General features: G+C 63.6%; 21 protein-coding genes and 1 pseudogene. 7 read left to right on the top strand and 15 right to left on the bottom strand.

All coding sequences use genetic code 11. The annotated features are described in order from the left end of the window. The first annotated feature begins 63 nt into the window (after positions 1–63). Positions 64–1,986 (top strand): ATP-binding protein, encoded by a 1,923-nt coding sequence (locus ACQZ2L_RS18045; protein WP_430327216.1) that lies wholly within the window; start codon positions 64–66, stop codon positions 1,984–1,986. Here the strand turns inward: ACQZ2L_RS18045 and ACQZ2L_RS18040 are convergent. Then, on the bottom strand, positions 1,964–2,536 hold the full coding sequence (locus ACQZ2L_RS18040; protein WP_430327215.1) for a GNAT family N-acetyltransferase: 573 nt from the start codon (positions 2,534–2,536) through the stop codon (positions 1,964–1,966). The two genes, ACQZ2L_RS18045 and ACQZ2L_RS18040, sit on opposite strands and share 23 nt — an antisense overlap. 201 nt (positions 2,537–2,737) lie before the next feature. Here ACQZ2L_RS18040 and ACQZ2L_RS18035 point away from each other — a divergent pair, with 201 nt between their 5' ends. Further along, a complete protein-coding gene (locus ACQZ2L_RS18035) occupies positions 2,738–3,142 on the top strand; it encodes a DUF2946 family protein (RefSeq protein ID WP_430327214.1) in 405 nt (134 codons plus the stop codon). A gap of 79 nt (positions 3,143–3,221) precedes the next feature. Next, entirely contained in the window at positions 3,222–5,282 is a 2,061-nt protein-coding gene (locus ACQZ2L_RS18030; RefSeq protein WP_430327213.1) for a TonB-dependent receptor, read from the top strand. A 125-nt stretch (positions 5,283–5,407) separates the two neighbouring features. Here the strand turns inward: ACQZ2L_RS18030 and ACQZ2L_RS18025 are convergent, their stop codons facing one another. The 14 genes from ACQZ2L_RS18025 to ACQZ2L_RS17960 all read right to left on the bottom strand — a co-directional run bounded on the left by ACQZ2L_RS18025 (position 5,408) and on the right by ACQZ2L_RS17960 (position 19,298). Further along, positions 5,408–6,097, bottom strand: a complete 690-nt coding sequence (locus ACQZ2L_RS18025; protein ID WP_430327212.1) for a response regulator — start codon at positions 6,095–6,097, stop codon at positions 5,408–5,410. Beyond that, complete coding sequence (locus ACQZ2L_RS18020) at positions 6,094–8,748, bottom strand: DUF4118 domain-containing protein (protein ID WP_430327211.1); 2,655 nt, start codon at positions 8,746–8,748, stop codon at positions 6,094–6,096. The genes ACQZ2L_RS18025 and ACQZ2L_RS18020 overlap by 4 nt, the downstream gene beginning before the upstream one ends. 3 nt (positions 8,749–8,751) lie before the next feature. Then, positions 8,752–9,330 (bottom strand): potassium-transporting ATPase subunit KdpC, encoded by a 579-nt coding sequence (gene kdpC / locus ACQZ2L_RS18015; RefSeq protein ID WP_430327210.1) that lies wholly within the window; start codon positions 9,328–9,330, stop codon positions 8,752–8,754. Between the two features lie 10 nt (positions 9,331–9,340). Then, on the bottom strand, positions 9,341–11,395 hold the full coding sequence (gene kdpB, locus ACQZ2L_RS18010; RefSeq protein WP_430327209.1) for a potassium-transporting ATPase subunit KdpB: 2,055 nt from the start codon (positions 11,393–11,395) through the stop codon (positions 9,341–9,343). 9 nt (positions 11,396–11,404) lie between these two features. Next, entirely contained in the window at positions 11,405–13,099 is a 1,695-nt protein-coding gene (gene kdpA, locus ACQZ2L_RS18005; protein WP_430327208.1) for a potassium-transporting ATPase subunit KdpA, read from the bottom strand. A 9-nt stretch (positions 13,100–13,108) separates the two neighbouring features. Further along, the gene (gene kdpF, locus ACQZ2L_RS18000) at positions 13,109–13,198 is read right to left on the bottom strand and encodes a K(+)-transporting ATPase subunit F (RefSeq protein WP_101318193.1); all 90 of its coding nucleotides are present in this window, start codon (positions 13,196–13,198) and stop codon (positions 13,109–13,111) included. A 114-nt stretch (positions 13,199–13,312) separates the two neighbouring features. Then, complete coding sequence (locus tag ACQZ2L_RS17995) at positions 13,313–14,362, bottom strand: AI-2E family transporter (RefSeq protein ID WP_430327257.1); 1,050 nt, start codon at positions 14,360–14,362, stop codon at positions 13,313–13,315. 12 nt (positions 14,363–14,374) lie between these two features. After that, positions 14,375–15,154 (bottom strand): DUF4892 domain-containing protein, encoded by a 780-nt coding sequence (locus tag ACQZ2L_RS17990; RefSeq protein WP_430327207.1) that lies wholly within the window; start codon positions 15,152–15,154, stop codon positions 14,375–14,377. A gap of 109 nt (positions 15,155–15,263) precedes the next feature. After that, positions 15,264–16,118 (bottom strand): alpha/beta hydrolase, encoded by an 855-nt coding sequence (locus ACQZ2L_RS17985; protein WP_430327206.1) that lies wholly within the window; start codon positions 16,116–16,118, stop codon positions 15,264–15,266. Beyond that, a complete protein-coding gene (locus ACQZ2L_RS17980) occupies positions 16,115–16,903 on the bottom strand; it encodes an alpha/beta fold hydrolase (RefSeq protein WP_430327205.1) in 789 nt (262 codons plus the stop codon). Before ACQZ2L_RS17980 ends, ACQZ2L_RS17985 begins: the two co-directional genes overlap by 4 nt. Before the next feature lie 102 nt (positions 16,904–17,005). Beyond that, the gene (locus tag ACQZ2L_RS17975; RefSeq protein WP_430327204.1) at positions 17,006–17,347 is read right to left on the bottom strand and encodes a hypothetical protein; all 342 of its coding nucleotides are present in this window, start codon (positions 17,345–17,347) and stop codon (positions 17,006–17,008) included. 96 nt (positions 17,348–17,443) lie between these two features. Further along, positions 17,444–17,902 (bottom strand): phosphohistidine phosphatase SixA, encoded by a 459-nt coding sequence (gene sixA, locus ACQZ2L_RS17970; protein WP_430327203.1) that lies wholly within the window; start codon positions 17,900–17,902, stop codon positions 17,444–17,446. Then, positions 17,899–18,246, bottom strand: coding sequence for a DUF4389 domain-containing protein (locus ACQZ2L_RS17965; RefSeq protein ID WP_186698779.1), 348 nt, complete (start codon positions 18,244–18,246; stop codon positions 17,899–17,901). The genes sixA and ACQZ2L_RS17965 overlap by 4 nt, the downstream gene beginning before the upstream one ends. A gap of 26 nt (positions 18,247–18,272) precedes the next feature. Further along, entirely contained in the window at positions 18,273–19,298 is a 1,026-nt protein-coding gene (locus ACQZ2L_RS17960; protein ID WP_430327202.1) for an NAD(P)H-dependent glycerol-3-phosphate dehydrogenase, read from the bottom strand. Positions 19,299–19,484: 186 nt separating this feature from the next. Here ACQZ2L_RS17960 and ACQZ2L_RS17955 point away from each other — a divergent pair, with 186 nt between their 5' ends. The 4 genes and pseudogenes from ACQZ2L_RS17955 (at position 19,485) to fabA (ending at position 24,736) form a co-directional block, all read left to right on the top strand. Further along, positions 19,485–21,599: a TonB-dependent receptor plug domain-containing protein gene (locus ACQZ2L_RS17955; protein ID WP_430327201.1), complete on the top strand. Its 2,115-nt coding sequence runs from the start codon at positions 19,485–19,487 to the stop codon at positions 21,597–21,599. Beyond that, positions 21,599–22,489 carry an ABC transporter substrate-binding protein gene (locus ACQZ2L_RS17950; protein WP_430327200.1) on the top strand — a complete coding sequence of 297 codons (891 nt, stop codon included), beginning with the start codon at positions 21,599–21,601 and terminating at the stop codon, positions 22,487–22,489. The genes ACQZ2L_RS17955 and ACQZ2L_RS17950 overlap by 1 nt, the downstream gene beginning before the upstream one ends. Beyond that, positions 22,486–23,994, top strand: a pseudogene (locus tag ACQZ2L_RS17945) (ATP-binding protein); the annotation flags it as partial. The gene ACQZ2L_RS17950 and the pseudogene ACQZ2L_RS17945, both read left to right, overlap by 4 nt. A gap of 226 nt (positions 23,995–24,220) precedes the next feature. Further along, positions 24,221–24,736 (top strand): 3-hydroxyacyl-[acyl-carrier-protein] dehydratase FabA, encoded by a 516-nt coding sequence (gene fabA, locus ACQZ2L_RS17940; protein ID WP_101318173.1) that lies wholly within the window; start codon positions 24,221–24,223, stop codon positions 24,734–24,736. Positions 24,737–24,739 lie beyond the last annotated feature (3 nt).

Below are 24,739 nucleotides of genomic sequence, written 5' to 3'. Positions count from 1 at the left end.
GCGCCTAAAGCACTCCTTTAGCGCTATACACGCCCCGCTTCGCCGCCACTGTTCGGAGTAATTTTGACCCGTTTGCTGAGATGGACCGCCTACACGCTGCAGCGCTTGGAGCGCACGCAGATCTCCACCAGGACGCGCTACCTGGGTACCTTACTCGTGGTCGTGGCGTGCGCCTTAGCGCGAGCCCAACTGCCTGCTACAGCGTTGCCCTACCTGTTCTTCATCCCGGGACTGATGTTGATTGGCTTCTGGTTTGGCGCATGGCCAGCGGTACTGGGATGCATCCTCGCAGTGCTGACGGCACAGTACTTTTTCATCGGGCCAATCGGTTTCAGCGCTGACTGGAGCGACTGGGTCAACAGCCTGAGTTTTGGCCTGGTTACCTTGGGCATGGCAGTGGTGTGCGCATTGTTCAGGCGTAGCATCAGAGCGCTGGACCGTCTCAATCAAAACCTTGAGGACGAAGTCGAGCGGCGCACGGATGAACGCGATGACATCTGGAAACTGTCACCCGACCTGATCTGCACCTTGTCGGCGCAGGGTGAAGTGCTGGCGATGAACCCTGCCTGGCAGGCCGAGACCGGCTGGACCGAGCAGCAGCTCAAAGATGGCGCGTTCTACAGCTATATTTCGCCTGCGCAATTATCCGACGCCGTGCGCAACCTGCATGATCGGCAGATTGCCGAGCTGGACACGCAAAGCGTACGCAGCAAAGGTCAGCCTCTGCTGCTGAACTGGCGTATCACCGGCCGCCAGGGTCGGTTTTTTGCCGTGGCTCGCGACGTCACACTGTACCGCGAGCGCCAACTGGCCTTCGATCAAGTCCGTTCGCAACTGCAGCAGAGCCAGAAGATGGAGTCGCTGGGGCAATTGACCGGAGGCTTGGCCCATGACTTCAACAACCTGTTGACGATCATCACCGGCAGCCAGGACATGATCGAACAACGTATCGCTCAAGGCCGCCTGGCAGGCATCGAGCGCTATGTCACCCTCGCCCGGAACGCCACGCAACGAGCCAGTTCACTGACCCATCGGTTGTTGGCCTATGCCAGGAAACAGCCTTTGGTTGCTGCTAGCGTCGATCCGGCAGTGTTGATAAAGAACATGGAAGAGTTGATTGCGCGCACGTTGACGCCGCTGATCAACATCGAACTGCTCGCCCCTGGCGCACCCACGCTGTGCCACTGCGATGCCCACCAACTCGAGAACGCCCTGCTCAACCTGTGCATCAACGCGCGTGACGCAATGCCTCAAGGCGGCACGCTGCGGATCGAGGTCAGCACGCTGGCGGTGACCGACCCGGGCGCTCTGCATGTGCAAGCGGGTGACTATGTACGGATCTGCGTGGCAGACACCGGTATGGGCATGCCGGCGAGCATCGTCGAGCGCGCGCTGGAGCCGTTTTTCACCACCAAACCGCTCGGTTCCGGGACCGGTCTGGGGCTGTCGATGGTCGAGGACTTCGTACGCCAGGCCGGTGGGGCTGTTCGTATTGAGTCAGCGCTGGGCAAAGGCACCGCGGTGTGCCTGTTCCTGCCGGTTCACGAAGGCAGCGCTCCTGTAGCGAAAGACCAGCAGGCACTTCGGCAGCCAGCGGCAGCCAGCAGCAGTCGCGGTACGGCGATGGTCATCGACGATGAAGTTGCCATTCGTGAGCTGGTAGGTGAAGCCCTGCACGAGGCTGGTTTTGAAGTGGCTGAGATGCCCAGCGCTGATCAGGTCGTGCAGCGTATCGCCGAATTGCCTGATCTGAAACTGATCGTTACTGACCTGATCTTGCCCGGTGGCAGCAGTGGTCACAAAATCGCCGAAGCCGCCTGGGCAGTAAGGCCAACACTCAAGGTGCTGTTCATCTCAGGCTGCGTCGATACCGCGAACGGCAGCCCCGAGCGGCAGGAGCAGTCGCGGTTGCTGGCCAAACCGTTCACCATCGAGCAGCTCAGGGCCAGCGTTGAGCAGTTGCTCAACTCACCGGCTGGCGCTTAGCCTGTTCGCAGCTGTCGAGCCACTCGCTGCGGGTCAGCTCCCAGATCTCGGTCTGCATCGGCCCGCTCACATAGTCCCCATCGCGCGTGGCGACCAAGCGCATGCCCTCGTGTAGCGAAACCTTGCGTGAGGCGTGGTTGACGGCGGCCTTGGGCACTTGCATAAGCGGCCGTTTCAGGGTTTCGAACCAGTAGGCGTTGATCACCCTGCACGCTTCGCGCATGTAGCCGTGGCCCTGCCACTGCGGGGCAAGCCAGAAGCCGCGGTTGTTGCCAGGCTGGTCGTACAGGCTGATGCTGCCGATGCTGCTCGCAGGCTGACTGCGCGTGCGGATCATCCAGTGCCACTCCCGCCCCGCCGCTACGCCAGGCAGGGCGATATCGCGCACATAGACCAACCCGCCGTCATCGGGATACGGCCAAGGCACACGGCTGTCGAGGTAGCGCACTATTTCCCACTGGGCGAACAGCGTCTGTATATCGGCGGCATCCTCAAGGCGCAGGGGCGTGAGGATGAGGCGTTCGGTGTGTAGCGTTGGCGGGCAATCCATTACGTTTGCTCCAGGGCACAGCCGGTGCCGGCAGGCATGATTGTCTGCGCAGTGGTCGGCTGTGTCGAGCGATCGGCGCCTGGCTTTGCATGGGGCAGCCGGCACCAATCGCGCTCACCCGTGACAACATAGCGCATCAAGACACTTTTACAGGCCCAGCCAAATGCGGCTTAATGCGCGCCTACTTTTCTGGTAACGCCCATGCGTTCACGCCTGCACCCTTACCTCTTGCTACTCGCCTGTTGCGCAGTGTTGTTCAACCTGCTGGCGATGCCGCTCGACCGTGCCTTGCGTGAACCCGCTCTGGATGACTCGCTGATCTTCGCCAGCTTCTGCAGCCTGCATGGCGGGCAGAGTTTGCCTAAATCGGTTCTGGCGCAACTCAAGCTGGAGTTGCCAGACTTCTCCGGGCACGGCGAGATCAAGCCCCAGTCCGGTGATTGCTGCTGCGGCCATGCCGGTCAAGCGGCACTGCCAGGCACCTACTTCAAACACCTGTTCCCACGCTTCTGGCCAGATACCGTGCTGCTCGGCCAGCGCCCGGAGTTACCGCTGCCGCGCCAGCAGTGGCCGAATCTCACCCCACGCGCCCCGCCGCTGACCTGAATAGTCGCCAAGCAAATGATCGTGCGCGCGGACTGCGCTGCACGCTCGTCTCAGGCTTTTCTGTCAGGAACCTTTATTCATGCCTGCGTACCTTCGTACTGCACGTAGTGTCGTGCCCGTGCTTGCCGTTACCTGTGTCGCCACGCTCTGCCCACTGTCCCAAGCCATTGCTCAGGCTGTGCCTGCCGACAATTCCACCCTGACCCTCGGCGCCGTTACCGTCTCCGGCGCCAGCACCGGGCCGCTTGCGACCAGCAGTGTGCTCAGCTCAGTGGATATTCTTGGCGGCGACATTCTCGAGAAGATGCCCGTTGCCTACAGCTGGGAGCTGTTCAACCGTGCACCGGGCGTGATGCTCACCGGCTTCAACCAGGGCACCACCTCGGGCAAGCTGTCGTTTCGCGGCTTCAACGGTGAAGGTGAAGTCAACGCGGTAAAGCTGCTGATCGATGGCATCCCGAGCAATACCAATGACGGCAACATGCCTTTCATCGACTCGGTATTCCCGATGGACATCGACAGCATCGAGGTGGTGCGCGGCACCAGCGACCCGCGCTATGGCCTCAATAACATCGCCGGCAACGTCAATATCAACACCCGCAGCGGCGGCAACTACAACAAGGCGCGCCTGCGCTACGGCAGCTTCAACACCCGCGAAGTGCAGCTGGCCAAAGGCATCGAAACCAGTAACTGGACGCAGAACTACTTCTTCGCCCGCCAGCAGGTCGACGGTTACCGCGAGCATGCCGATACCGAGCGCTACAGCTTCAGCGGCAAGTGGTTCTATACCCCAGATGACGGCAGTTACCGCCTCGGCCTGAGCGCCCGCCACTACGAAGCCGACGCTCAGGAAGCAGGTTACTTGACTGAAGCCGATGCCCGCCAGCACCCGCGCATGAGCAACGACTTCAACGCCAGCGACAAAGGCACGCGGCGCATGAACCAGCTCAGCGTTCACTTCGACACCGACCTGACCGAGACCCTCGCCTGGTCGGCCAAGACCTACCTGAACACTTTCGATGATCGGCGCTGGACCCAGTACTGGCGCACCAGCGCGCAGCAAGAGCGCGATGCCTACGAAACCCAGTACGGCGCCCTCACCTCGCTGACCTGGCGGCCACAAGTAGACTGGCTGCACGGCTTTGCCCTGGAGGGCGGCAGTGACGTGCAAAAGCAGAACAACCGCAGCGAGCGCTATCGCACCGTACAGCGCGTACGCCAGTCACAGACCCGCGATCAAGACTTCGATTTCAACACGGTCGGCGCTTATGTGCAGGCCGAGATCGAACCGTTCGAGTCGCTGAAGATCGTGCCGGCGTATCGTGTCGACAAGATCAGCGGCGACTTCACCAACCAACTCACCGGACAAACCTCCGACATCAATGATTACGGGCTGATCAAGCAACCCAAGCTCAGTGTGGTCTATTCGCCCTGGCAGTACGCCAGCGTCTACGCCAACTGGGGCCGCACGTTCCAGGTCGGCAGCGGCGCTGCGGCCTACAAAGTGCCGCCGCGCAATGAAGACCTGCAACCGTCGATCAACGAAGGCTGGGAAACCGGCATCAAGTTCACCCCCGCCAGCTGGGTTGATGGCCGCGTCGCCTACTGGCGCCAGGACGCCACCGGCGAAGTCAGCCGCCGCCTCAACGACCCCAGCGGGGAGTCCGACAACGTCGGTGAAACCCGCCGCTGGGGTTACGACCTGCAGGTCAATCTGCACCCGGACGAGCGTACGGAGCTGTGGGCTTCGTATTCATGGCAATACTCGAAAATCCTCGAGCCGAGCAGCGCATTGCCACAGAGCAAAGGCAAGGAAATAGACCATGTTCCGCATCATTTGTGGAATACAGGTATCAGTTACCAGGCGACGCAGGCGTTGCAGTTGACGGCGTGGATGAATGGGCAGACCAACTACTATCTTGAGCGGGAAAATACTCAAGGTACGTATGGCGGTTATGTGTTGATGAATATCGGTGCGACTTACAAAGTCACGGAGACGTTGAGCGTTGACCTGCAGCTCAAAAACCTCACCGACCGTTATTACGAATATGCCTGGTATGACCCGGACGGGGCTAAAGACTCACTGCACTCGCCTGGTGATGGGCGGGCGTTGTATGCGGGGTTGACGGTCGATTTCTAGGCTGCACATCTGTGTCACCATTGAATCGGAGTGCTCGGGACCGCATGCAAATGCGGTTCACGAGTATCCACAACTCGCATTACTCAATCGCGATCAAGCGCCGAAGCGGTGTTGCAAGTACGAGCTTACGGCACCAACAACCGATACCCCACCCCAGGCTCAGTCACGATAAACCGTGGCGCAGTAGGGTCATCGCCCAGCTTCTGCCGCACATGCGCAACCACTATCCGCAGGTAGTGCGTATCGTCGACGTGGGTCGGCCCCCAGATATCCTTGAGCAGTTGCTGCTGGGTGATCACCCGACCGGGATGCCCAGCCAGTTGCGCCAACAATGCGTACTCTTTGCGGGTCAGCGCTATTTCGCTGCCATCGAGGGTCACGCGACGGTAGGCGAAGTCCACCCGCAGCGGCCCGAAGCTGGCGCTGGACTGGGCAGCGCCGCTCTGCGGTACCTGGCGCAACAGGGCGCGGATGCGGGCGAGGAACTCCTGAATGCCGAACGGTTTGGTGACGTAGTCGTTGGCGCCGCCATCCAGGGCATCGACTTTCTGCAACTCGCTGGCGCGCACCGACAGCACCATCACCGGCACGGAGCTCCACTCGCGCAATTCACGCAGCACCTGCTGGCCATCCATGTCCGGCAGGCCGAGGTCGAGCACGACCAAGTCGGGTTTTGCCAACGCCGCCTGGGCCAGGCCTTCGCTGCCGGTAGCGGCTTCGATGACCTTGTAGCCTTGCGAGCTCAGGCTGATACGCAGGAACTTGCGAATCTGCGGTTCGTCGTCGATGACCAGCAAGGTGGCGGTTTGGCTCATGAGTCCTGGCTTTCGGCGGTGGGCTGAGGGGGCAACGGCAAGCATAGAGTGATGCAGGTGCCGTGGCCATCGATGCCGTCAGCCACCTGGATGCTGCCGCCGTGGGCGCCGATCATGCCTTGGCAGATGGCAAGGCCGAGGCCGGTCCCCTGCCCACCACGGTCGCCGCGGGCGGCGGTGTAGAACATGTCGAAGATCTGCTCACGCTCGGCTTCGGGGATGCCGGGGCCCTGATCGCTGACGGCCAGGCACAGTTGCTCATCACGCACGTCGACCTGCAATTGCAGGCGGCCGTTGCTGGGCGAAAAGCGCGCGGCGTTTTCCAGTACGTTGACCAGCGCCTGTTCGATCAAGGCTGCATGCACGAACAGCAGCGGCAGCTCGCTCGGCACCTCGGTGCTGACCCGCAGCGGCGCCAGTACTACGCGCAGGCGCTGCAAGGCGCTGGCAACGATATCGGCGGGCGCCACCCAGTCACGCGCAAGCTTGAGACTGCCGTGACCGAGGCGGGTCATGTCGAGCAGGTTCTGGATGTAGCGGTCGAGGCGCTCGGCTTCGTCACGAGTACCCTCGAGCAATTCGCGGCGATCGTCGGGCGGGATGGCATCGCCCAGTGCGAGCAGGCTGTCGATGCTGCCGCGCATGGCGGTCAGCGGCGTGCGCAGATCGTGCGACACCGAGGCCAGCAAGGCGCTGCGCAGCTGTTCGGTTTCGCCGTGCAGGCGAGCAGCTTCGAGTTGTTCGCCAAGGCGCGCGCGGGCCAGGGCTTGCGCCAGCGGCTGGGCCAGCGCCATCAGCAGGCGTCGGCGCTGGGCAGTGAGGTTCGCGCCGTCGCGTGGGCGCACGCCGAGCAGCGCCAGCGGTTGCTCATCGACCACCAGCGGCCACCACCACCAGCGACCATTGGGCAAGGTGTCGCTGCCGTAGCCAGCGGCCTGGCCGTGCTGCCAGGCCCAGTCCGCGGCCGCGCGCTCGGTGTCGCTCAAACCTGGCAGCTGGCCGTTGGCGGCTTGTAGCAAGCCTTCGCCACCCCGCTCAAGCAGACACACGTGCAGGTCCTGCCAACCATCGAGGTGCTGGCTGGCGGCGCTGAATACCGCCTGGCGGTCGGTGGCGACGGTAAGCTTGCGTGACAGATCGAGCAGTTGGCTGGTCTGCGCCTGGGTCTCGCGCAGGGCCTGTAACTGGCGCCGCTGGCGCGCGGCGAGGTTGCCGGTGAGTGCGGCCATGAGCAGGAAGAACACCAGCGTCAGCACATCTTCTTCGCGCTGGATGCTCAGTGAAAAGTTGGGTGGGATGAACAGAAAGTCATAGCTGAGAAACGACAGCACCGCGCACGCCAGCGCCGGGCCGAGACTGCTGCGCACCGCTACCAGCAGCACGGCGGCGAGAAACACCAGCGAGATATTCGGCAACGCCAGCACGCTGGAGACCGCCCAGGCCAGGCCTGCGGCAAGCGCAGTGGCGAGCAGCGCCAGCAGATAGTGCCGCCAGACCCACACCCGTTTCGCCGCCGTGCGCGGTGCAGGTGGCTGCGCCTCGCGGTCGAGCACGTTGATCTCCAGGCCGTGGTTTTCGCGCAGCAGCCGTGCAGCGACACCGGCACCGAACAGACGCCGGTGCAGGCGGTCACGCGACTGCCCCACCAGCACCAGGCTGGCACGGCGCTCGGCGGCATGCTGAAGCAAGGTCCGCGCGACTTCGCCGGCGCGCAACAGCACCACCTCGCCGCCCAGCCGCTCAGCCAATTGCTGCGCGCTCTGTAGGCGCTGGCGGGCGGCTTCGTCGCGCAACCTGCCGTTGTCGACATGCACCAGGCTCCACGGCAGATGCCGGCGCTGGGCCACGCGGCAGGCATGGCGCACCAGCCGCTCGGCTTGCTGATCGCCGTCGACGCCGACCAGCAGGCGGCCGCGCAGCGCCGGTGCTTCCTGGCCAAGCTGACGGTAGCCATGAGCAAGGTCGGCATCCACCTGCGCGGCGGCGGTGTGCATGGCCAGCTCACGCAGGGCACTGAGGTTGGTCTGCGAGAAAAACGCATCGATGGCGGCGCGGGCCTGTTCGGGCACGTAGACCTTGCCTTCGCGCAGGCGCTGCAGCAGTTCGCGCGGTGGCAGGTCGATCAGCACCAGTTCGAAGGCTTCCTGCAGCACCCAGTCGGGCAGGGTTTCGCGGACCTGTACACCGGTGATGTCGCGAACCTTGTCGTTGAGGCTTTCCAGATGCTGCACGTTGACCGTGGTATAGACATCGATGCCGGCCGAGAGCAGCTCCTGCACGTCCTGCCAGCGCTTGGCATGGCGGCTGTTGGGGGCGTTGCTGTGGGCCAGTTCGTCGACCAGGGCCAGCTGGGGGCTGGCCTGCAGCAAGCCGTCGAGGTCCATTTCCTCAAGGGTGATGCCGTGGTATTGGCTGCGCAGCAGCGGCTGCTGGAGCAAGCCGCCGAGCAGCGCCTCGGTTTCGCTGCGGCCGTGGGTTTCGACCACCCCGGCCAGCACCTGCACGCCCTGGCGTTGCTGGGCGTGGGCGGCCTGGAGCATGGCGTAGGTCTTGCCCACGCCGGGCGCTGCACCGAGAAATACCTTGAGCCGGCCACGCCCGGCGCGCGGCAGGTTGGCCAACAGCGCGTCGGCGCGGGCAGAGTCACTCATGTTTCATCCTTCACAGTTGCGGTGATCGGCACAGCGGGCGAGGTGCTCCAGCGCCTGATTCAACGCCAGCACGTTGACCACCGGTGGGCCGATCAATGGCTGCAGGGTGGCCTCTTCGATCAGCCCTTGCAAGCGCTCGACCGGCAGTTTGCGCGCCGCCGCCACTCGGGGGATCTGATAGGCCAGCGCTTGCGGCGACAGATGCGGATCGAGGCCGCTGGCCGAGGTGGTCAGCAGGGCTTGCGGCACCGGCCCCAACTCGGCGCGATGTAGCGCGCCTGCCTCACCCTTGACCCGCTCGGCCAGGGCTGGATTGCTCGGCGCCAGATTGCTCGCGCCACTGGCCACGGTGGCATACGCCGCCGCCGAGGGACGTGAGTGGAACCAGCCATCGCCAGTGAACGGCTGGGCGATCAGCGCCGAGCCGCGCACCTGGCCCTGCTCGTCGCGCACCAGGCTGCCGTTGGCCTGCACGGGGAAGGCCACTTGCGCAACCGCCGTAACAGCCAGCGGATACAGCGTGCCGGTGATCACTGTCATCAATACAACCAGGCTCAGGGCCGGGCGAAGGTAAGTAGTCATGGCGGCCTCCTCAGACCAGATGCAGGGCATTGAGCAGCATGTCGATCAACTTGATCCCGGCAAACGGCACGATCAGGCCGCCGACACCGTAGATCAGCAAGTTGCGCCGTAGCAGGTGCGCGGCACTCGCCGCCTGCACCCTGACGCCACGCAGCGCCAAGGGGATCAATGCGACAATGATCAGCGCGTTGAACACGATCGCCGAAAGGATCGCGCTCTGCGGGCTGGCCAGTTGCATCAGGTTGAGCACGCCCAATTGCGGGTAGATCGCAGCAAACAGCGCCGGCAGGATGGCGAAGTACTTGGCGACGTCGTTGGCAATCGAGAAGGTGGTCAGCGCGCCACGGGTGACCAGCAGCTCCTTGCCAACCTGAACCACGTCGAGCAGCTTGGTCGGGTCGCTGTCGAGGTCGACCATGTTGGCCGCCTCACGCGCGGCTTGAGTACCGTCGTTCATGGCCATGCCGACATCGGCCTGGGCCAGCGCCGGCGCATCGTTGGCGCCGTCGCCGCACATGGCGACCAAACGGCCATCGTTCTGCTCCTGGCGAATGCGCGCCAGCTTCTTCTCCGGGGTGGCCTCGGCGAGTACATCATCGACACCGGCCTCGGCGGCGATGGCAGCCGCGGTCAGCGGGTTATCGCCCGTCACCATCACCGTGCGGATGCCGAGCTTGCGCAGTTCGGCGAAGCGCTCGCGGATACCCGGCTTGACCACGTCCTTGAGGTGGATCACGCCGAGCAGGCGCTGATCGACGCACACCAGCAGCGGCGTGCCGCCACTCTGGGCAATGCGCTCGACTTCCTTGGCCAGCGCCGATGGCATCTGCAAGCGCTCGATACCGACAAAGCCCAGCACCGCATCGACAGCGCCCTTGCGGTAGCGGCGCTGCTCGAAGTCGACACCCGACAGGCGCGTCTCGGCGCTGAACGCCACCGGGCTGAACTGATCGGCGGCCGGCTCGTTGAAGTCATGCAACTGGCGCAGGTACTCGACAATCGACTTGCCTTCGGCGGTGTCGTCGGCCAGCGACGCGAGCAAGGCGCCCTCGCCCAGCTCTTTGGCCGTGACCGCCGGCGCCGTGTGCAGCGCGCTGCAGCGGCGGTTGCCGAAGGTGATGGTGCCGGTCTTGTCGAGCATCAGCGTGTGCACGTCACCGGCCGCCTCGACTGCTCGACCGGAGCGTGCAATGACGTTGAGCCGCACCAGCCGGTCCATGCCGGCAATGCCGATCGCCGAAAGCAGGCCACCAATGGTGGTCGGGATCAGCGTCACCAGCAGCGCGGCGAGGAAGATCAGCGGCAGGCTGCCACCGGCGAAGCGGGCGAAGGGCTGCAAGGTCACCACTACGATCAAGAAGATCAGGGTGAGGCCGATCAGCAGGATATCGAGGGCGACCTCGTTTGGAGTCTTCTGCCGTTTGGCGCCTTCGACCAGCGCGATCATGCGGTCCAGGGTCGATTCGCCCGGGTTGCTGGTGATGCGGATCAGCAGCCAGTCGGAGACCAGCCGGGTATTGCCGGTGACAGCGGAGCGGTCGCCACCGGACTCGCGGATGACCGGCGCCGATTCGCCAGTGATGGCCGCTTCATTGACCGCCGCGATGCCTTCGAGCACCTCGCCGTCGCCGGGAATCAGCTCGCCGGCCACCACCTTGACGACATCGTCTTTGCGCAGCGCGCTGGCGGCCACTGTTTCGAAGCTGCCATCGGCACGCCGACGCTGCGCGTTGAGGCCCTGGCTGCCGGCCTTGAGGCTGTCGGCGCGTGCCTTGCCGCGGCCTTCAGCCAGTGCTTCGGCAAAGTTGGCAAACAGCACGGTGAACCACAGCCACAGCGCGATCTGGATTGCTACCGCGGTGCTGACACCGCTCTCTGGGACGAAACACAGCAGCGTGGTCAGCAGCGCCGTCAGCGCCACCACCAGCATCACCGGCGAACGCTTGAGCTGACGCGGATCAAGCTTGACCAGCGCCTGTACCAGGGCGGGCCGCCACAGCGCGGCGAAACGGGTCTGATCGGTGCCAGGGCGTGGCGCCTGGACTTGAGCAATAGGCATGTTCATGTTGATTCCTCAGAAACCCAGGCTCAGTTGTTCGGCAATCGGCCCCAGGGCCAGGCTTGGCAGGAAGGTCAGGCCGCCCATCAGCAGGATGATCACCAGCAGCAAACCGGTGAACAGCGGGCCGTGGGTGGGGAAGCTGTTCTGCCCTTGCGGTGCGCGGTTCTTCGCCGCCAGGCTGCCGGCCAGGGCCAGCACCGGCAGGATGTAGCCGAAGCGGCCAATGAGCATGGCCAGGGCGATCATGACGTTGTGGTACGCCGTGTTGGCGCCAAAGCCGGCGAACGCCGAGCCGTTGTTGGCGGTGCCCGAGGTGTAGGCGTAGAGCAGCTGACTAAAGCCGTGCGCGCCGGGGTTGCTGACCACACCGGCAGGGCCTGGCAGGCTGGCCGCGAGGGCGCCGAGCACCAGCACGCCAAGCGGCATCACCAGCAAGGTCGCCACCAGCAGTTGGACCTCCCGCGCTTGCAGCTTCTTGCCCAGGTATTCCGGCGTGCGGCCGATCATCAGCCCCGCCAGAAACACTGCAATCAAGACGAACAGGAGCATGCCGTAGAGGCCCGCACCAACGCCGCCGAAGATCACCTCGCCGACCATCATGTTGAGCATCGCAACCATCCCGGTCAGCGGGTTGAGGCTGTCGTGCATGGCGTTCACCGAGCCATTGGAAGCAGCGGTAGTGGTGACTGTCCAGAGCACCGAGCCGGTAGTGCCGAAGCGGCTCTCCTTGCCCTCCATCGGCGCCGACTGCTGCACCTGCTCACTGGTCAGCGCTGGATTGGGCTGGTACTCGGCCCACAGCGCAGTGGCGCCGCCGATCAGGAACAACGCCAGCATGCAGGCGAGAATCGCTCGGCTCTGGCGCAGGTCCTTGACGTAGTGGCCGAAGGTGAACACCAGCGCCACCGGAATCAGGATGATCGACGCCAGCTCGAAGAGGTTGCTCCAGGCCGTGGGGTTTTCGAACGGATGGGCCGAGTTGACACCGAAGAAGCCGCCGCCATTGGTGCCCAGTTGCTTGATCGCGATCTGGCTTGCGGCCGGCCCGAGCGGGATAGTCTGGTCAGCGCCTTGCAGGGTCACGGCATGGGCGTAATCGGCAAAGGTCTGGGGCACGCCCTGCCACACCAGCAACAGCGCCAGCAGCAGACACAGTGGCAACAGGCCGTAGAGGGTAGCGCGGGTCATGTCGACCCAGAAGTTGCCGACAGTTGCAGCCGAACGCCGGGCAATCCCACGGCACAATGCAACCAGCACGGCCAGGCCGGTCGCGGCGCTGACGAAGTTCTGCACGGTCAGGCCGAGCATCTGGCTCAGATAGCTGAGCGAGGCTTCGCCACTGTAGGCCTGCCAGTTGGTGTTGGTGACAAAGCTCACCGCCGTGTTGAATGCTAGAGACCAGTCCTGGCCCGGCAACTGTTGCGGATTGAGTGGCAGGTAACCCTGCAGCATCAACACGGCGAACAGCAGGACGAACCCGGCCAGATTGAACGTCAGCAGGGCCAGCGCGTACTGCTTCCAGCTGTGCTCCTGCTCGGCCTGAACCCCGGCCAGCCGGTAGCAGCCGCGCTCCAGCAGGCCGAGCGCCGGCGACAGCCATGTGCGCTGGCCTTCCATGACCTTGTAGTAGAAGCGCCCGAGCCAGGGCGCGGGCAGCAGGACGATGGCAAAAAACGCCAGCAGCAAGGCGAAGTCATAACTGTGCATGGCCGCTCCCTAGCTGTGGTCGGCGCGCAACAGCGCGACCAGCAGGTAAACCGCCAACGCCACTGCCAAGAGCAGTGACACGCCTTCAAGCATGTACATGAGCCAATCTCCCCGGAATGCGGCGTGGGCCGCTTTGCGAAGATTGTCCGGGGGATGTCCGTAAAGGAACGAGAGCGAGCGCTGGTCCAGCGCATAAAGAAAGCGTAAAGCCTGCTAGGGCTGCACGCTCGGCTGAGTGCTGCGGCTCCAGTCCAGCAACAGGCTGTAGGCCACGGCGAGCAGGGTCGGGCCGATGAACAAGCCGATGAAGCCAAACGCGATCAGGCCGCCGAATACCCCGAGCAGCACGATCACCAGCGGCAGGTTGCCGCCACGGCTGATCAGGTACGGTTTGAGCACGTTGTCCACGCCGCTGATGACGAAGGTGCCCCAGATACCGAGAAACACTGCCATGCCGTAGTGCCCCTGCCACACCAGCCATGCAGTGGCGGGCAGCCAAGCCAGTGGCGGCCCCATCGGAATCAGGCTGAGCATGAACGTCACCAAGCCAAGCACGATTGCCCCGGGTACGCCAGCGATGAGGAAACCAATCATCGCCAGCAGGCCTTGCGCCGCCGCCGTGCCGATCACCCCGTTGACTACGCGCTGCACGGTGCCGGCGACCAGTTCCAGGTAATACTCGGCGCGTTCGCCGATCAGCCGCTGCAGCAGGCGCAATACAAACGCCGCCAGCCGCGGGCCATCGCGGTAGAAGAAGAACACGAAGACCAGACTCAACGACAGCTCGAGTACGCCACCGCCAATCTGCGCGCTGCGCGCCAGCAGCCAGTTGCCGACCTGGCCGAAATACGGTTTGGCCGATGCCAGCAGCGCCGCGCCCTGCTGGTCGAGGGAGTTCCACCAGTTCAGCAGGCGCTCACCAACCAGCGGAATGCTGCCCAACCAGGCCGGTGCATCGGGCAGGCCATCGACCTGCACATCGCGGATAAACGCCGTGGCATCGCGAATATGGTCAGCCAGGTTGAAGCCGAGCCACACCAGTGGCAGCGCCACGATCAGAATCCACAGGGTGGTAAGCACCGCTGCAGCCAGGGTTTCGCGTCCGCCCAGCCAACGGGTGAGCAGGCGCATCAGCGGCCAGCTGGCAAACGCCAGGATTGCGCCCCACAGCAGCGCCGAGATGAACGGCGCCATTACCCACAGACCGGCGCCAAGCAGCGCCAACAGCAGAATCTGTACCAGCAGGCGATCATTGTTGGCCACAGGCGCACTCACTTAACGAATCAATTCCAGATGCAACCCCTCGGTCTCGGCAGTGCCGACCTCCAACCGTGCAGCGCGTACGCCCGCCTTGACCAGCTGCTCGCGCCAATCCTCGGCCTGCTTGCCACTCAGGCTGACCCGCAGGGTGCTGTCCAGGTTCAAGCTGCGCCCGAGCAGGGTCACCCAGGCCGGCAACGGTGCCGTCAGGTCAGGATAGTCAAGTTTGCCGGTGTCGTGCAGCTCGCGCATGACCGTGGCCGAGGTCGGCAACAGCTCGCCCAGCGGCGACTCGGCAACGAACTCTTCGACGTGCAGGTAAACCCGCTTGTTGCCGGCGGTGACGCTGTACAAGGCGACCAACGTATCGGCTTCTTCGGCCGAGCGGCGCAGCAGGATAAACGCCTGCTGCTCATCGCCGCCGTTGAGCCTGGCGTTCTTGAACACTTCATTGGCCCACAGGCTGGCTTCGCCACAGTCGCGCCTTTCACACCAGAACAGCGGATAACCGCCTTCCTCCTGCAGTGCTTCGCGGGCGCTTTTGAAGGCTTCGCGTGCAGTGCGCTCGGCGGGCAATTGGTAGGTCACAGAGCTCACCTGGCCGCGGCCTTCGACCTTGTCAAAACGCACTTTTCCGCTGATCTTGCGCAAAGGGGCAAGTGGGTAAACCCGCTCCTGCTCCAGCGCCGGGCGCTGATCGACTACCTTGGCGTCCAGCGGTACCGGCAGGCTGCCCGCCCACAACAGCGGGCTGGCAAGGCCCAGGCAGCCGGCAACCAGAATTCGAATACTCATCGGCCTCCCTTGCCGCTGGCGGCGTGGGTGGCGAGGGGGTAAATGTCAGGCATGTCCATGGTTGTCTCCCTGTTCAACCTGCCAAGCCTCGGCACTTGTCCCAGGCAAGTCAAGAAAACCCGCAGAAGCGATTGATACAGTCTGCGACAAGGGTCGCGCCCTGCTCGTCGTTCAGGTGCAAGTGATGACCGCCAGGCAGGCGCACCTGCTCGAAGGGTAGCTGCTCCAGCAGCGCGGTGTGGCGCGCGAGCATGCCATCGGCCGCAACCACCAGGCAGGTCGGGCATTCGATGCGCTGAACAAAGGCCATGGCCTGCGCCTCACTCAGGCGTGCCGGCGACGGCAGGGTCAAACGGCTGTCGCTGCGCCAGCTGTAGCCACCGGGTACCGGCATCAGGCCGCGTTGAGCCAACAGTTCGGCGGCTTCGCGGCTGACCGCGACCATGCCCTTCATACGCGCCTCGATGCCTTGTTCGAGGCTCGGATAGATCGACTTGCGCTTGCTGTCCAGGCGTAACTGCGCCTGCAGGGCCATGCCCAGCCGCTGCGCCGCATCCTGCTCGGTGCCGGTCGGCGGCAGCACGCCGTCGATCAGCAGCAGGCGGCTGACCCGCGCTGGCAGCGCCCCGGCCAGTTGCACCGAGATGATTGCACCCAGCGAATGGCCGAGCAGGCCGAAGCGCTGCCAGCCGAGCTGCTCGGCAACCCGCACGACATCGTGGGCATAATCGGCCAGCGCGTAGCTGGCACCCGCCGGGCGGTGCTGCGAATAACCATGGCCGGCCAGATCCAGCGCAACGATACGCAACCCGCGTAACAGCGGCGCCAGCCGGGCGAAGCTGTTGGCGTTGTCCAGCCAGCCGTGCAGCGCGATCACCGGCTCGCCATCCTCCGGGCCAAACAGATGTGCCGCCAATTCGATATGGCCCAGATTGAGCCGGATTTCCTCGACCTGCGCGCTCATGGCTGTCCCCAACGATCAAACAGTCCTTTGATCAAGCTGGCGGTATCAGCGGGGCGTTCCAGGGGGAACATATGCCCGCCCGGCACGCTATGGTATTCGCCCAGTGGCATGCCGCGCACAGCAAAGGCGTGATGGCGGCGGATCACCCGGCTGCGGTCACCGCGAACCATGGCCAGCGGCACCTGCAGTTGGCGCGCCGGTGCTGGACTCAAGTGCGGGATACTGCGATAGATGCTGATCTCGGTGGCAGGATCGAAGCGCAGGCGCAGACCACCGTCAACGGCTTCCAGACCATGCTCCAGATAGGCCTCTAGGCAGTCCGGGTCGAAATGACGGAACAGCGTCTTGCCGGTGAAGTAGCCCCGCGCACTGTCCCGATCAGTAAACACAGCGCGGCGGTTCAGGGTGCGCCCCGCCGGGGTAATGCGGTCGATGAAGCCAAAGCGTTTGGCCGTGCGCAGCAGCCACTGATCGGCGCGGGTCAACACTGGCGAATCGAGCATCACCACGCCGCGGTAATACTGCGGGCAACGCAGCGCCGCGTGCAGGTGCAATACCCCACCCAAGGAGTGGCCAACCCCCCACACCGGCTGTGGCTGCTGGGCCAGATGGTGGAGCAGTTCATCGACCAGATTGAGCCAGTTGTCATCCACCGGGAAGCGCGGGTCGTGGCCGTGCTGGAGCAGATGCTGGACCTGATAGTCCGGCGCGAGCGCAGCAAACAGCTTGCCGTAGGTGGCCGAGGGGAAGCCATTGGCATGGGCGAAGAAGATTTGCTGCGACATGGCCGCCTGCTCTCACGAAAAGATTGCCCATTGTCGGCAAGCGCAGCGGCGGCGGCAACGTCCGGATAGGTCATCGCCAAGGGCGTTCAGGTCATCGCCGGTTCAATCGAAGCTGGCCATCGACCGGCGCAGGCACGCCTGCATGTAGGCCAATTGATACTCGAGTGCCTCGCGAGCCTGGGCCTTGTCCGCTTCTTCGAGCTTGCAGCGGCGCAGCGCAAGGCAGCTGGTCTGCAGCAGATGCGCCATACGGATGCTCGCCTGTCGCAGTTGCTCAAGCTCATATTGGCCTTCGCACTTGCCCAGCAAGCGATTGAAGCTGGCATCTGCGCAGTCCTGCAGCAAGCGGTGCTCGGCAAAGTCCGGCACGCCTTGCTCGTTGAGTTTATCCAGCACCCGCTGTGGGCTCACCGAGCTCACCAATTCAAGACGTCGACTACTCATCCACTACTCCCTGTTACACCGTTCGACTTTCACGCGATCAACGCTAGCAATCAGCCGAACGCCCAGGCAACTGGCAAAAATGCCAGTTGCCGCAGGCTAGCCGGGATGACTCAAGGCTTTCAGTGACATCAATCCAGGCAACGGCCAGTCCCCTTCCAGCTCGGCCAGGCTGGCGGTGCTCATGGCTGCCGGCTGTTGCAGATGGCCGTGCTCAAGCACGCCGACCAGTGAGCCTACCAGCGGCTGGTGACTGACCAGCAAGACGTGTTCAAAGCCTAGTTGCTCAAGTTCGGCAATGGCTTCACCAACGCTGCTTTCTGGGGTGAGCCAAGGCACGGTGCGCAGCGGCTGGGCGAAATCGAGAGTTTCCTGCACCAATGCAGCGGTTTGCTGAGCACGCACGTACGGGCTCACCAGGATCGCCTGCAGTGGCTGCCCCAGCAGCCGCGCAGCGCTGTGCAGGACCTGCTCGCGGCCGTGGCTGGTCAAGCGCCGTTCGGCATCGCTGTTGGCGCGTGCCTCGGCTTCGCCGTGACGCAGGATCCACAGTTTCACAGCTTGGGCTCCTCATCACGCACCGGATGCGGCGCGGGCGCTACTACGTGTGGCGCCTCACCCTCGGGTGCGCGTGGGGTTGGCCAATCGGAAAACGGCCACGGCTTGCGATCGCTGTGAAAGGTGCCAAAGCGGCCGATCTGCGCCAGAAACTGGCTCAGGCTATCGCCAAAATTCATCAGGCTGGCGCTCGGCGCGCCGTACACCAGACGGTAGATCAGCTGCACCAGTACCAGGCCGGCCAGCAGCAATTCGGCCAACTGCCAGACCACCAGGAACACGAGCATCCACAGCACCCGCAGGATGATCGATTCGCGCTCCACGCGCTCGGGGGTATCGCTCATGTATTGCTCCTTGCTGTGCTCAGCGCTTAGTTGAAACCGCTGGTGGAAATGAAGTCGACGTCGGTTTTCGGTTCAGCGCGCATCAGGTGTTCGATGACCTGATTCAAGGTGCGCCCTTCGAACAGGATCGCGTGCAGCCCGGCTACCAGTGGCATGTACACCTGGGCATCATCGGCCTTGGCCTTGAGCACCTTGATGGTGTTCACGCCCTCGGCCACTTCGCCCAGCCGGCTGACCGCTTCTTCCAGCGACAAACCCTGGCCCAGCGCATGGCCGACCTGGTAGTTGCGGCTTTTCGGCGACGAGCAGGTGACGATCAGGTCACCGACCCCGGCAAGGCCGAGGAAGGTCATCGGGTTGGCGCCCAGGCTCACGGCAAACCGGGTCATCTCGGCCAGCGCGCGGGTGATCAGCATGCTCTTGGTGTTCTCACCCATGCCCAGCGCCACGGCCATACCGGCAATGATCGCGTAGACGTTTTTCAGTGCGCCGCCCAGTTCGACACCGAAGCGGTCGGCACTGGCATAGACGCGGAAGGTGCGCCCGTGCAGTACCTCTTGCACGCTCAGGCACAGCGCTTCGTCTTCGCTGGCGACCACCGTGGCGGTCAGTGCGTGTTCGGCGATTTCGCGCGCCAGGTTCGGCCCGGAAAGCACACCGATACGCGCCTCGGGGGCGATTTCTTCGAGAATCTGGCTCATCAGCTTGAAGCTCTGCGCCTCGATGCCTTTGGTCAGGCTCACCAGGCACTTGCCGCGCAGCAGCTCGGCATGCGGCGCCAGCACGCTGCGCAAGGCGCTGGATGGCAGCGCAACAAAAATCAGTTGTGCGGCTTGCAGGGTGGCCAGCAAGTCATTGACCGGCTCGACGCCGTCCTGCAAGCGGATACCTTTGAGGTAGCGCGGGTTTTCGCGGTTGACGCGCATCGCCTGCGCCTGCTCCGGATCGCGCATCCACTGGCGCACAGGGTTGCCGTTTTCGGCCAGCAGGTTGGCCACGGCGGTGCCGAAGCTGCCGCCTCCAAGAACTGCAACAGGTTGCTGTTCAGTCATATCCAGTCCGTTAAAGCCAAAGTTGAGTGGCGACGGGCGCATTATACGGGCCAGATGCGGCATAACCAGAGGCACGCAGTGTCAGCCTGTTACCCGCTCGACGGCGTAGCCAGCATGGATGGGGCAGCTGGAAAAACCTCTGCGGTCGGTTAACATGCGCGTTTCCTGCTGAAACAAGGCTGTAACGTGTTGTCCGGCACGCCGCCCTTCCCTCGCCTGCTGTTACTGACTGCCCTGCTTGGCGGACCAGCTGTGGCCGACGACCTGTTTATTGACAACCAGGACCTGCCGCAAGTTCTCACTGCCACCCGACTTAAACAATCTGCCGCCGGCGTCCCGGGCAGCATGACTGTGCTCGACAGCCAGTTGATCCGCGCCAGCGGCGCCCGCGACATCCCCGAGCTCTTGCGGCTGGTGCCGGGCATGATGATCGGCTACGGCGCCAGCAACCAGCCGACAGTGAACTACCACGGCAGCAACGTCAGCGAGGCGCGGCGCATGCAGGTACTGATCGACGGCCGCTCGGTGTACCGCGCAGGCCTGGCCACCGTCGACTGGAGCGATATCCCGGTAGCACTTGAGGATATTGAGCGGATCGAAGTGTTCCGCGGGCCAAACACAGTCAGTTATGGCGCCAATGCCCTGATGGCGGTGGTCAACATCCTCACCCGCAGCCCTGCCGACAGCCAGGGCACGCGCCTCAAGCTCACCCGCGGGGCGGATGGCATTACCGATTTCTATGCCAGCCAAGGCTTGAGCTGGGACGGCGGTGACTTGCGTCTGTCGTTGTCCGGACAGGAAGATGACGGCTTTGACCATGACCAGTACGGCGCTGACTACCGCGACAGCCGCCGGCTCAACCGGATCAACCTGAGTGTGCTGCAGCAGTTGGCGAGCAACCAGACGTTGGAGTGGCAACTGGCGGCCAAGGAAGGCAGCAATCAGCGGCCCTATAGCTACCAGCCGGTGTTCCCCTTCGTTACCGCCCGGGGTAACGACGCGGACGTAAAGGCCAAGGACTATGCCGGCTCGCTGCGCTGGAACATTGACCTCAATGCCCGACACAGCCTGTATGTGCAGGGTTCGGCGCAGCACTTCGACCGCCAGCAGGTGTGGCGTGCCTGTGATGCGGCGCTGTCGTTCAGCCCCGCGTTGACCCAACTGTGGCAACTCGACTCGAACTACGCCGAGCAGGTCGCCCGCAATATCGTCAACCCACCCGCCAACAGCAATCCTGCGTTGCAGGCCCTGCGCGATCAGGTCAAGACCCAGTGGGACAGTCAGGGCGGCAGCCAGGTGGTGTGTGGTGACGTCGACCAAAGCACCCGCGAAACCCGCTATGACCTGGAAATCCAGGACACTCTGAGCCTGACCGACAACCTGCGCCTGCTCAGCGGCGCGAACTTTCGCTATGACCAGGCCGACTCGCAGACCTATTTCAATGGCACCCTGAGCGACCAGACCTGGCGCCTGTTTGGCCAGCTGGAATGGCGCGCCGACGAGCACTGGATCATCCAGGGCGGAACCATGTTCGAGGACAGCCGCCTGTCTGGCAGTTCGCTGACGCCGCGCCTGGCGGTCAATTACCTGATCACTCCACGTCATGGCCTGCGCGCGGTGTATTCCGAAGCAGTGCGCTCACCCGACATGTTCGAGAACAACGTCAACTGGAGCTATACGGTCAATAACCTCAGCCCCTATCAGCCTGGCCTGGGCAGGGGCGAATACTTCGTCAAGACCCGCGGCCCGGGCGATCTCGATCAGGAGCGGATGCGCTCGCGTGAACTGGGCTACAACGGTAGCTTCAGCGACATCAGCCTGAACCTTGACCTGAAGCTGTTCTACGACGAAATCAGCGGCATGATCAGCGAGCCGCTGCGCAACAACCAGTACATCGCCAGCAACAGCAACAAGGCCCGTTTCAGCGGCAGTGAGCTGCAACTCGACTGGCGCCTTGGCCAGCGTGACCGGCTGCGCCTGACCTACGCCTATGTCGACGCCTGGGCCAGCAACCGCAACGACAGCGAAGCCAGTGCGCGCAACAGCGGCTCCGCCGGCTGGCTGCGCGACTGGGGCAATGGCTGGTCGAGTGCGCTGTTCTACTACGGCGATGACGCGCTCAACCAGTATCGCTATGAGCGGGTTGACCTGCGCCTGGCCAAGCGCTTGCGCATTCGCCGCAGCAACCTTGAGCTCGCCGCACTGTGGCAGCAGCGCCTGGACGATGAACCGGTCACCCTCGCGCAGAACCGCTACGACAGTCGCCAGCGCCTGAGCGTCAGCGCAGAGCTGGAGTTCTGATGGCACGCCTGCTTGGTCTGCTGTTGATCTGCCTGTGGCCGCTGGCGACGCTGTCGGCCAATGAGGTGCTGGTGGTCGGCGCCAGCGATCAGGCTGGAATGCGCAGCTTCGCCCAGGCACTGCAAGTTCGCCGTGGCAATGACCAGGTGCGCTTTCAGCCCGTCTCGAGCCTGCCACCACCCAGCCAACTGCCGCGTGACCTGCGCCTGATTCTGCTCGACCGCGCCGCGCTGCAATGGCGCATGAGCGAATCCGCCGGGCCGCGCGCCCTGCTCATGCGGGTCAGCCGCGTCGAGGCCGAGCAACAGCTGGGGACACATCGCCCGGGCTACCTGAGCCTGCTCTGGAGCGACCCGCCGCTGGCCCGGCAGTTGCGCCTGACCCGCTTGCTGATGCCGCAGGCACGGCGAATCGGCGTGCTCTATGGCCAGCACAGCCACTTCCTGCTCCATGAACTGCGCCAGGCGGCGCGGCCACTGGGCCTTGAGATCGTTGCTCAGCACTGGCCAGACCTGCGCGACAGCCGCCCGCTACAGCAAGTGCTGGCTGACAGCGACGTGCTGCTCGGTCTGGATGACCCTGATTTGTATAACGCCAAGACTGCGAAAAACGTCTTGCTCAGTAGCTACGGCCGGCAGATGGCGCTGATTGGCCCCAACGCCGGTTTTGTCCGCGCCGGCGCCCTGGCCAGCACCTTCAGCGATCAGGACGACTGGCTGGCCGTGCTTGACCAGTTGCTCGATCAGCCGCCCGCACGCTGGCCACGCAGTTTGTATCCCGCCCATTTTGGCGTCAGCGGCAACCAGCAGGTGGCGCGCGCACTGGGCCTCGAACCGATTGACCCGCAGGCCGCCGCACTGGCCCTGGCCGCAGGAGAGTCCACCCCATGAGCAAGCGCCTGAGCTGGGATATCCATACCCGCACCCAGATCATCAGCCTGGGGCCGGCACTATTGCTGACGCTGCTGCTGATCAGCTTCTTCACCTTCGTGCGCATTCAGGATTTGCGTCAGGAACTCAACCACACCGGGCAACTGATCGCCAATCAGCTGGCCCCGGCTTCCGAATACGGCGTTATCTCAGGCAACAACGAAGTACTCGACAGCCTGATGCGCGCCACCTTGAGCATCCCTCATGTGCGTTTCCTCGAGGTGCAGGACGGGCGCAACAATATTCTGGTGTATGTCGAACAAGCCGATGAGAGCGCCAACCGCGCGCAGCGGGTCGAGGTGTTCCAGGCACCGATCCGGCTGCAGCAGATCCGCCTGGACAGTGACTTCTTGCCACCTGCCAAAAGCACTTTGCCGGGCATCACCGATGACTACCTGGGCCGAGTGATCGTCGGCATGTCGGATGACGCCTTCAATCAGCGGCAACAGGAGATCGTGATCAAGGCCGGCATCCTCGCCCTGTTTGCCCTGCTCTTCACGTTCCTGTTGGCGCGACGCCTGGCACGCAGCCTGGCCGAGCCGATCAGCGACATGGGGCTTGCGGTCAAGGCGATTCAGCAAGGTACCTTCAATGCCCCGGTGCCGGTGGTCGATGACAGCGAACTGGGCAACCTGGCGCGGCATATCAACAACCTCGCCAGCGCCCTTGAGCAGGCCAGCCAGGAGCAGCGCCAAACCATCGCCCAACTGACCCAGGCGCGCGAGGAAGCCGAACAGGCCAACCGGGCCAAGTCGGACTTCCTGGCGATGATGAGCCACGAATTGCGCACACCGATGAACGGCGTGTTGGGCATGTTGCAGCTACTGGAAACCACTCAGATGACCGGCGAGCAGGCCGAGTACACCTCCGTTGCCAGTGAATCGACCGGGCACCTGCTCAAAGTCATCAATGACATCCTCGATTTCTCGCGTATCGAGCGCACCGAGCTTGAGCTGGAACACATCGAATTCAGCCTTGGCGAACTGATCACCAGCAGTGTGCAAGCCTTCCAGCACAGCGCCCAGCAGCGTGGCCTGGGCTTGCACCTGCATTTGCCCGCAGGCGCCGAGCACCTGCGCGTCTATGGCGACCCGACGCGGATTCGCCAAATCCTGCTCAACCTGATTGGCAATGCATTGAAATTTACCGAGCAAGGCAGGGTCGATATCGAACCGCGCTGGCAATTGGCCGATACGGGTGGCCTATGGTTCACCTGCGCGGTTCGCGACACCGGCATCGGCATCGACGACCAGCATCTGGAAAGCATGTTCGTAGCCTTCCAGCAGGCTGACAGTTCGATCTCGCGCCGCTACGGCGGCACCGGGCTGGGCTTGGCCATCGCGCGAACCCTGGCAGAGCGCATGGGCGGCCGCCTGCACGCACAGAGCCGCGCGGGGCGGGGCTCGACGTTTACCCTGGAAATACCGCTGACGCTTGCGGCCGCCAGCCACCCGGCCAGACAGCCGTGACTGGCGATAAATGTTAAAGTGCGGCAGTCTTAATGCTGGACAGGCGCGCCGCTGGGCCTGAAAATACCGGTTTCAGTGAACACCTGTACTCATTTACCAGGATCGCTGTGACTTTCACCACAACGCAATAGTCTATCTGTAGGCTGCCGCCTTGAGCTTGAAGCGCTTGGGGATGGCCGGGAAGATTCATCCCCTGCCGCATGGGGATTATTGAGGAGCTCGCATGACCAAACAAAACGCCTTTACTCGGGAAGACCTGCTGCGCTGCAGTCGCGGTGAGCTGTTCGGCCCAGGTAACGCGCAACTGCCCGCCCCCAACATGTTGATGGTTGATCGCATCACGCATATCAGCGAGGAAGGCGGCAAGTTCGGCAAGGGTGAATTGGTCGCTGAGCTGGATATCACTCCAGACCTGTGGTTCTTTGCCTGCCACTTCGAAGGTGATCCGGTCATGCCGGGCTGCCTGGGCCTTGATGCCATGTGGCAGTTGGTCGGCTTCTTCCTCGGCTGGCAAGGCTTGCCGGGTCGCGGTCGCGCACTGGGCTCTGGCGAAGTGAAATTCTTCGGCCAGGTATTGCCTACTGCGAAGAAAGTCACCTACAACATTCATATCAAGCGCGTCCTGAAAGGCAAGCTGAACATGGCCATCGCCGATGGCTCGGTCAGTGTCGACGGCCGCGAGATCTACACGGCCGAAGCCCTCCGGGTCGGCGTGTTCACCTCCACTGACAATTTCTAAGGG

This window comes from Pseudomonas shirazensis, from assembly GCF_050496565.1.
GTDB lineage: Bacteria > Pseudomonadota > Gammaproteobacteria > Pseudomonadales > Pseudomonadaceae > Aquipseudomonas > Aquipseudomonas shirazensis_A.
This window is presented reverse-complemented; position numbering and strand designations above follow the sequence as displayed.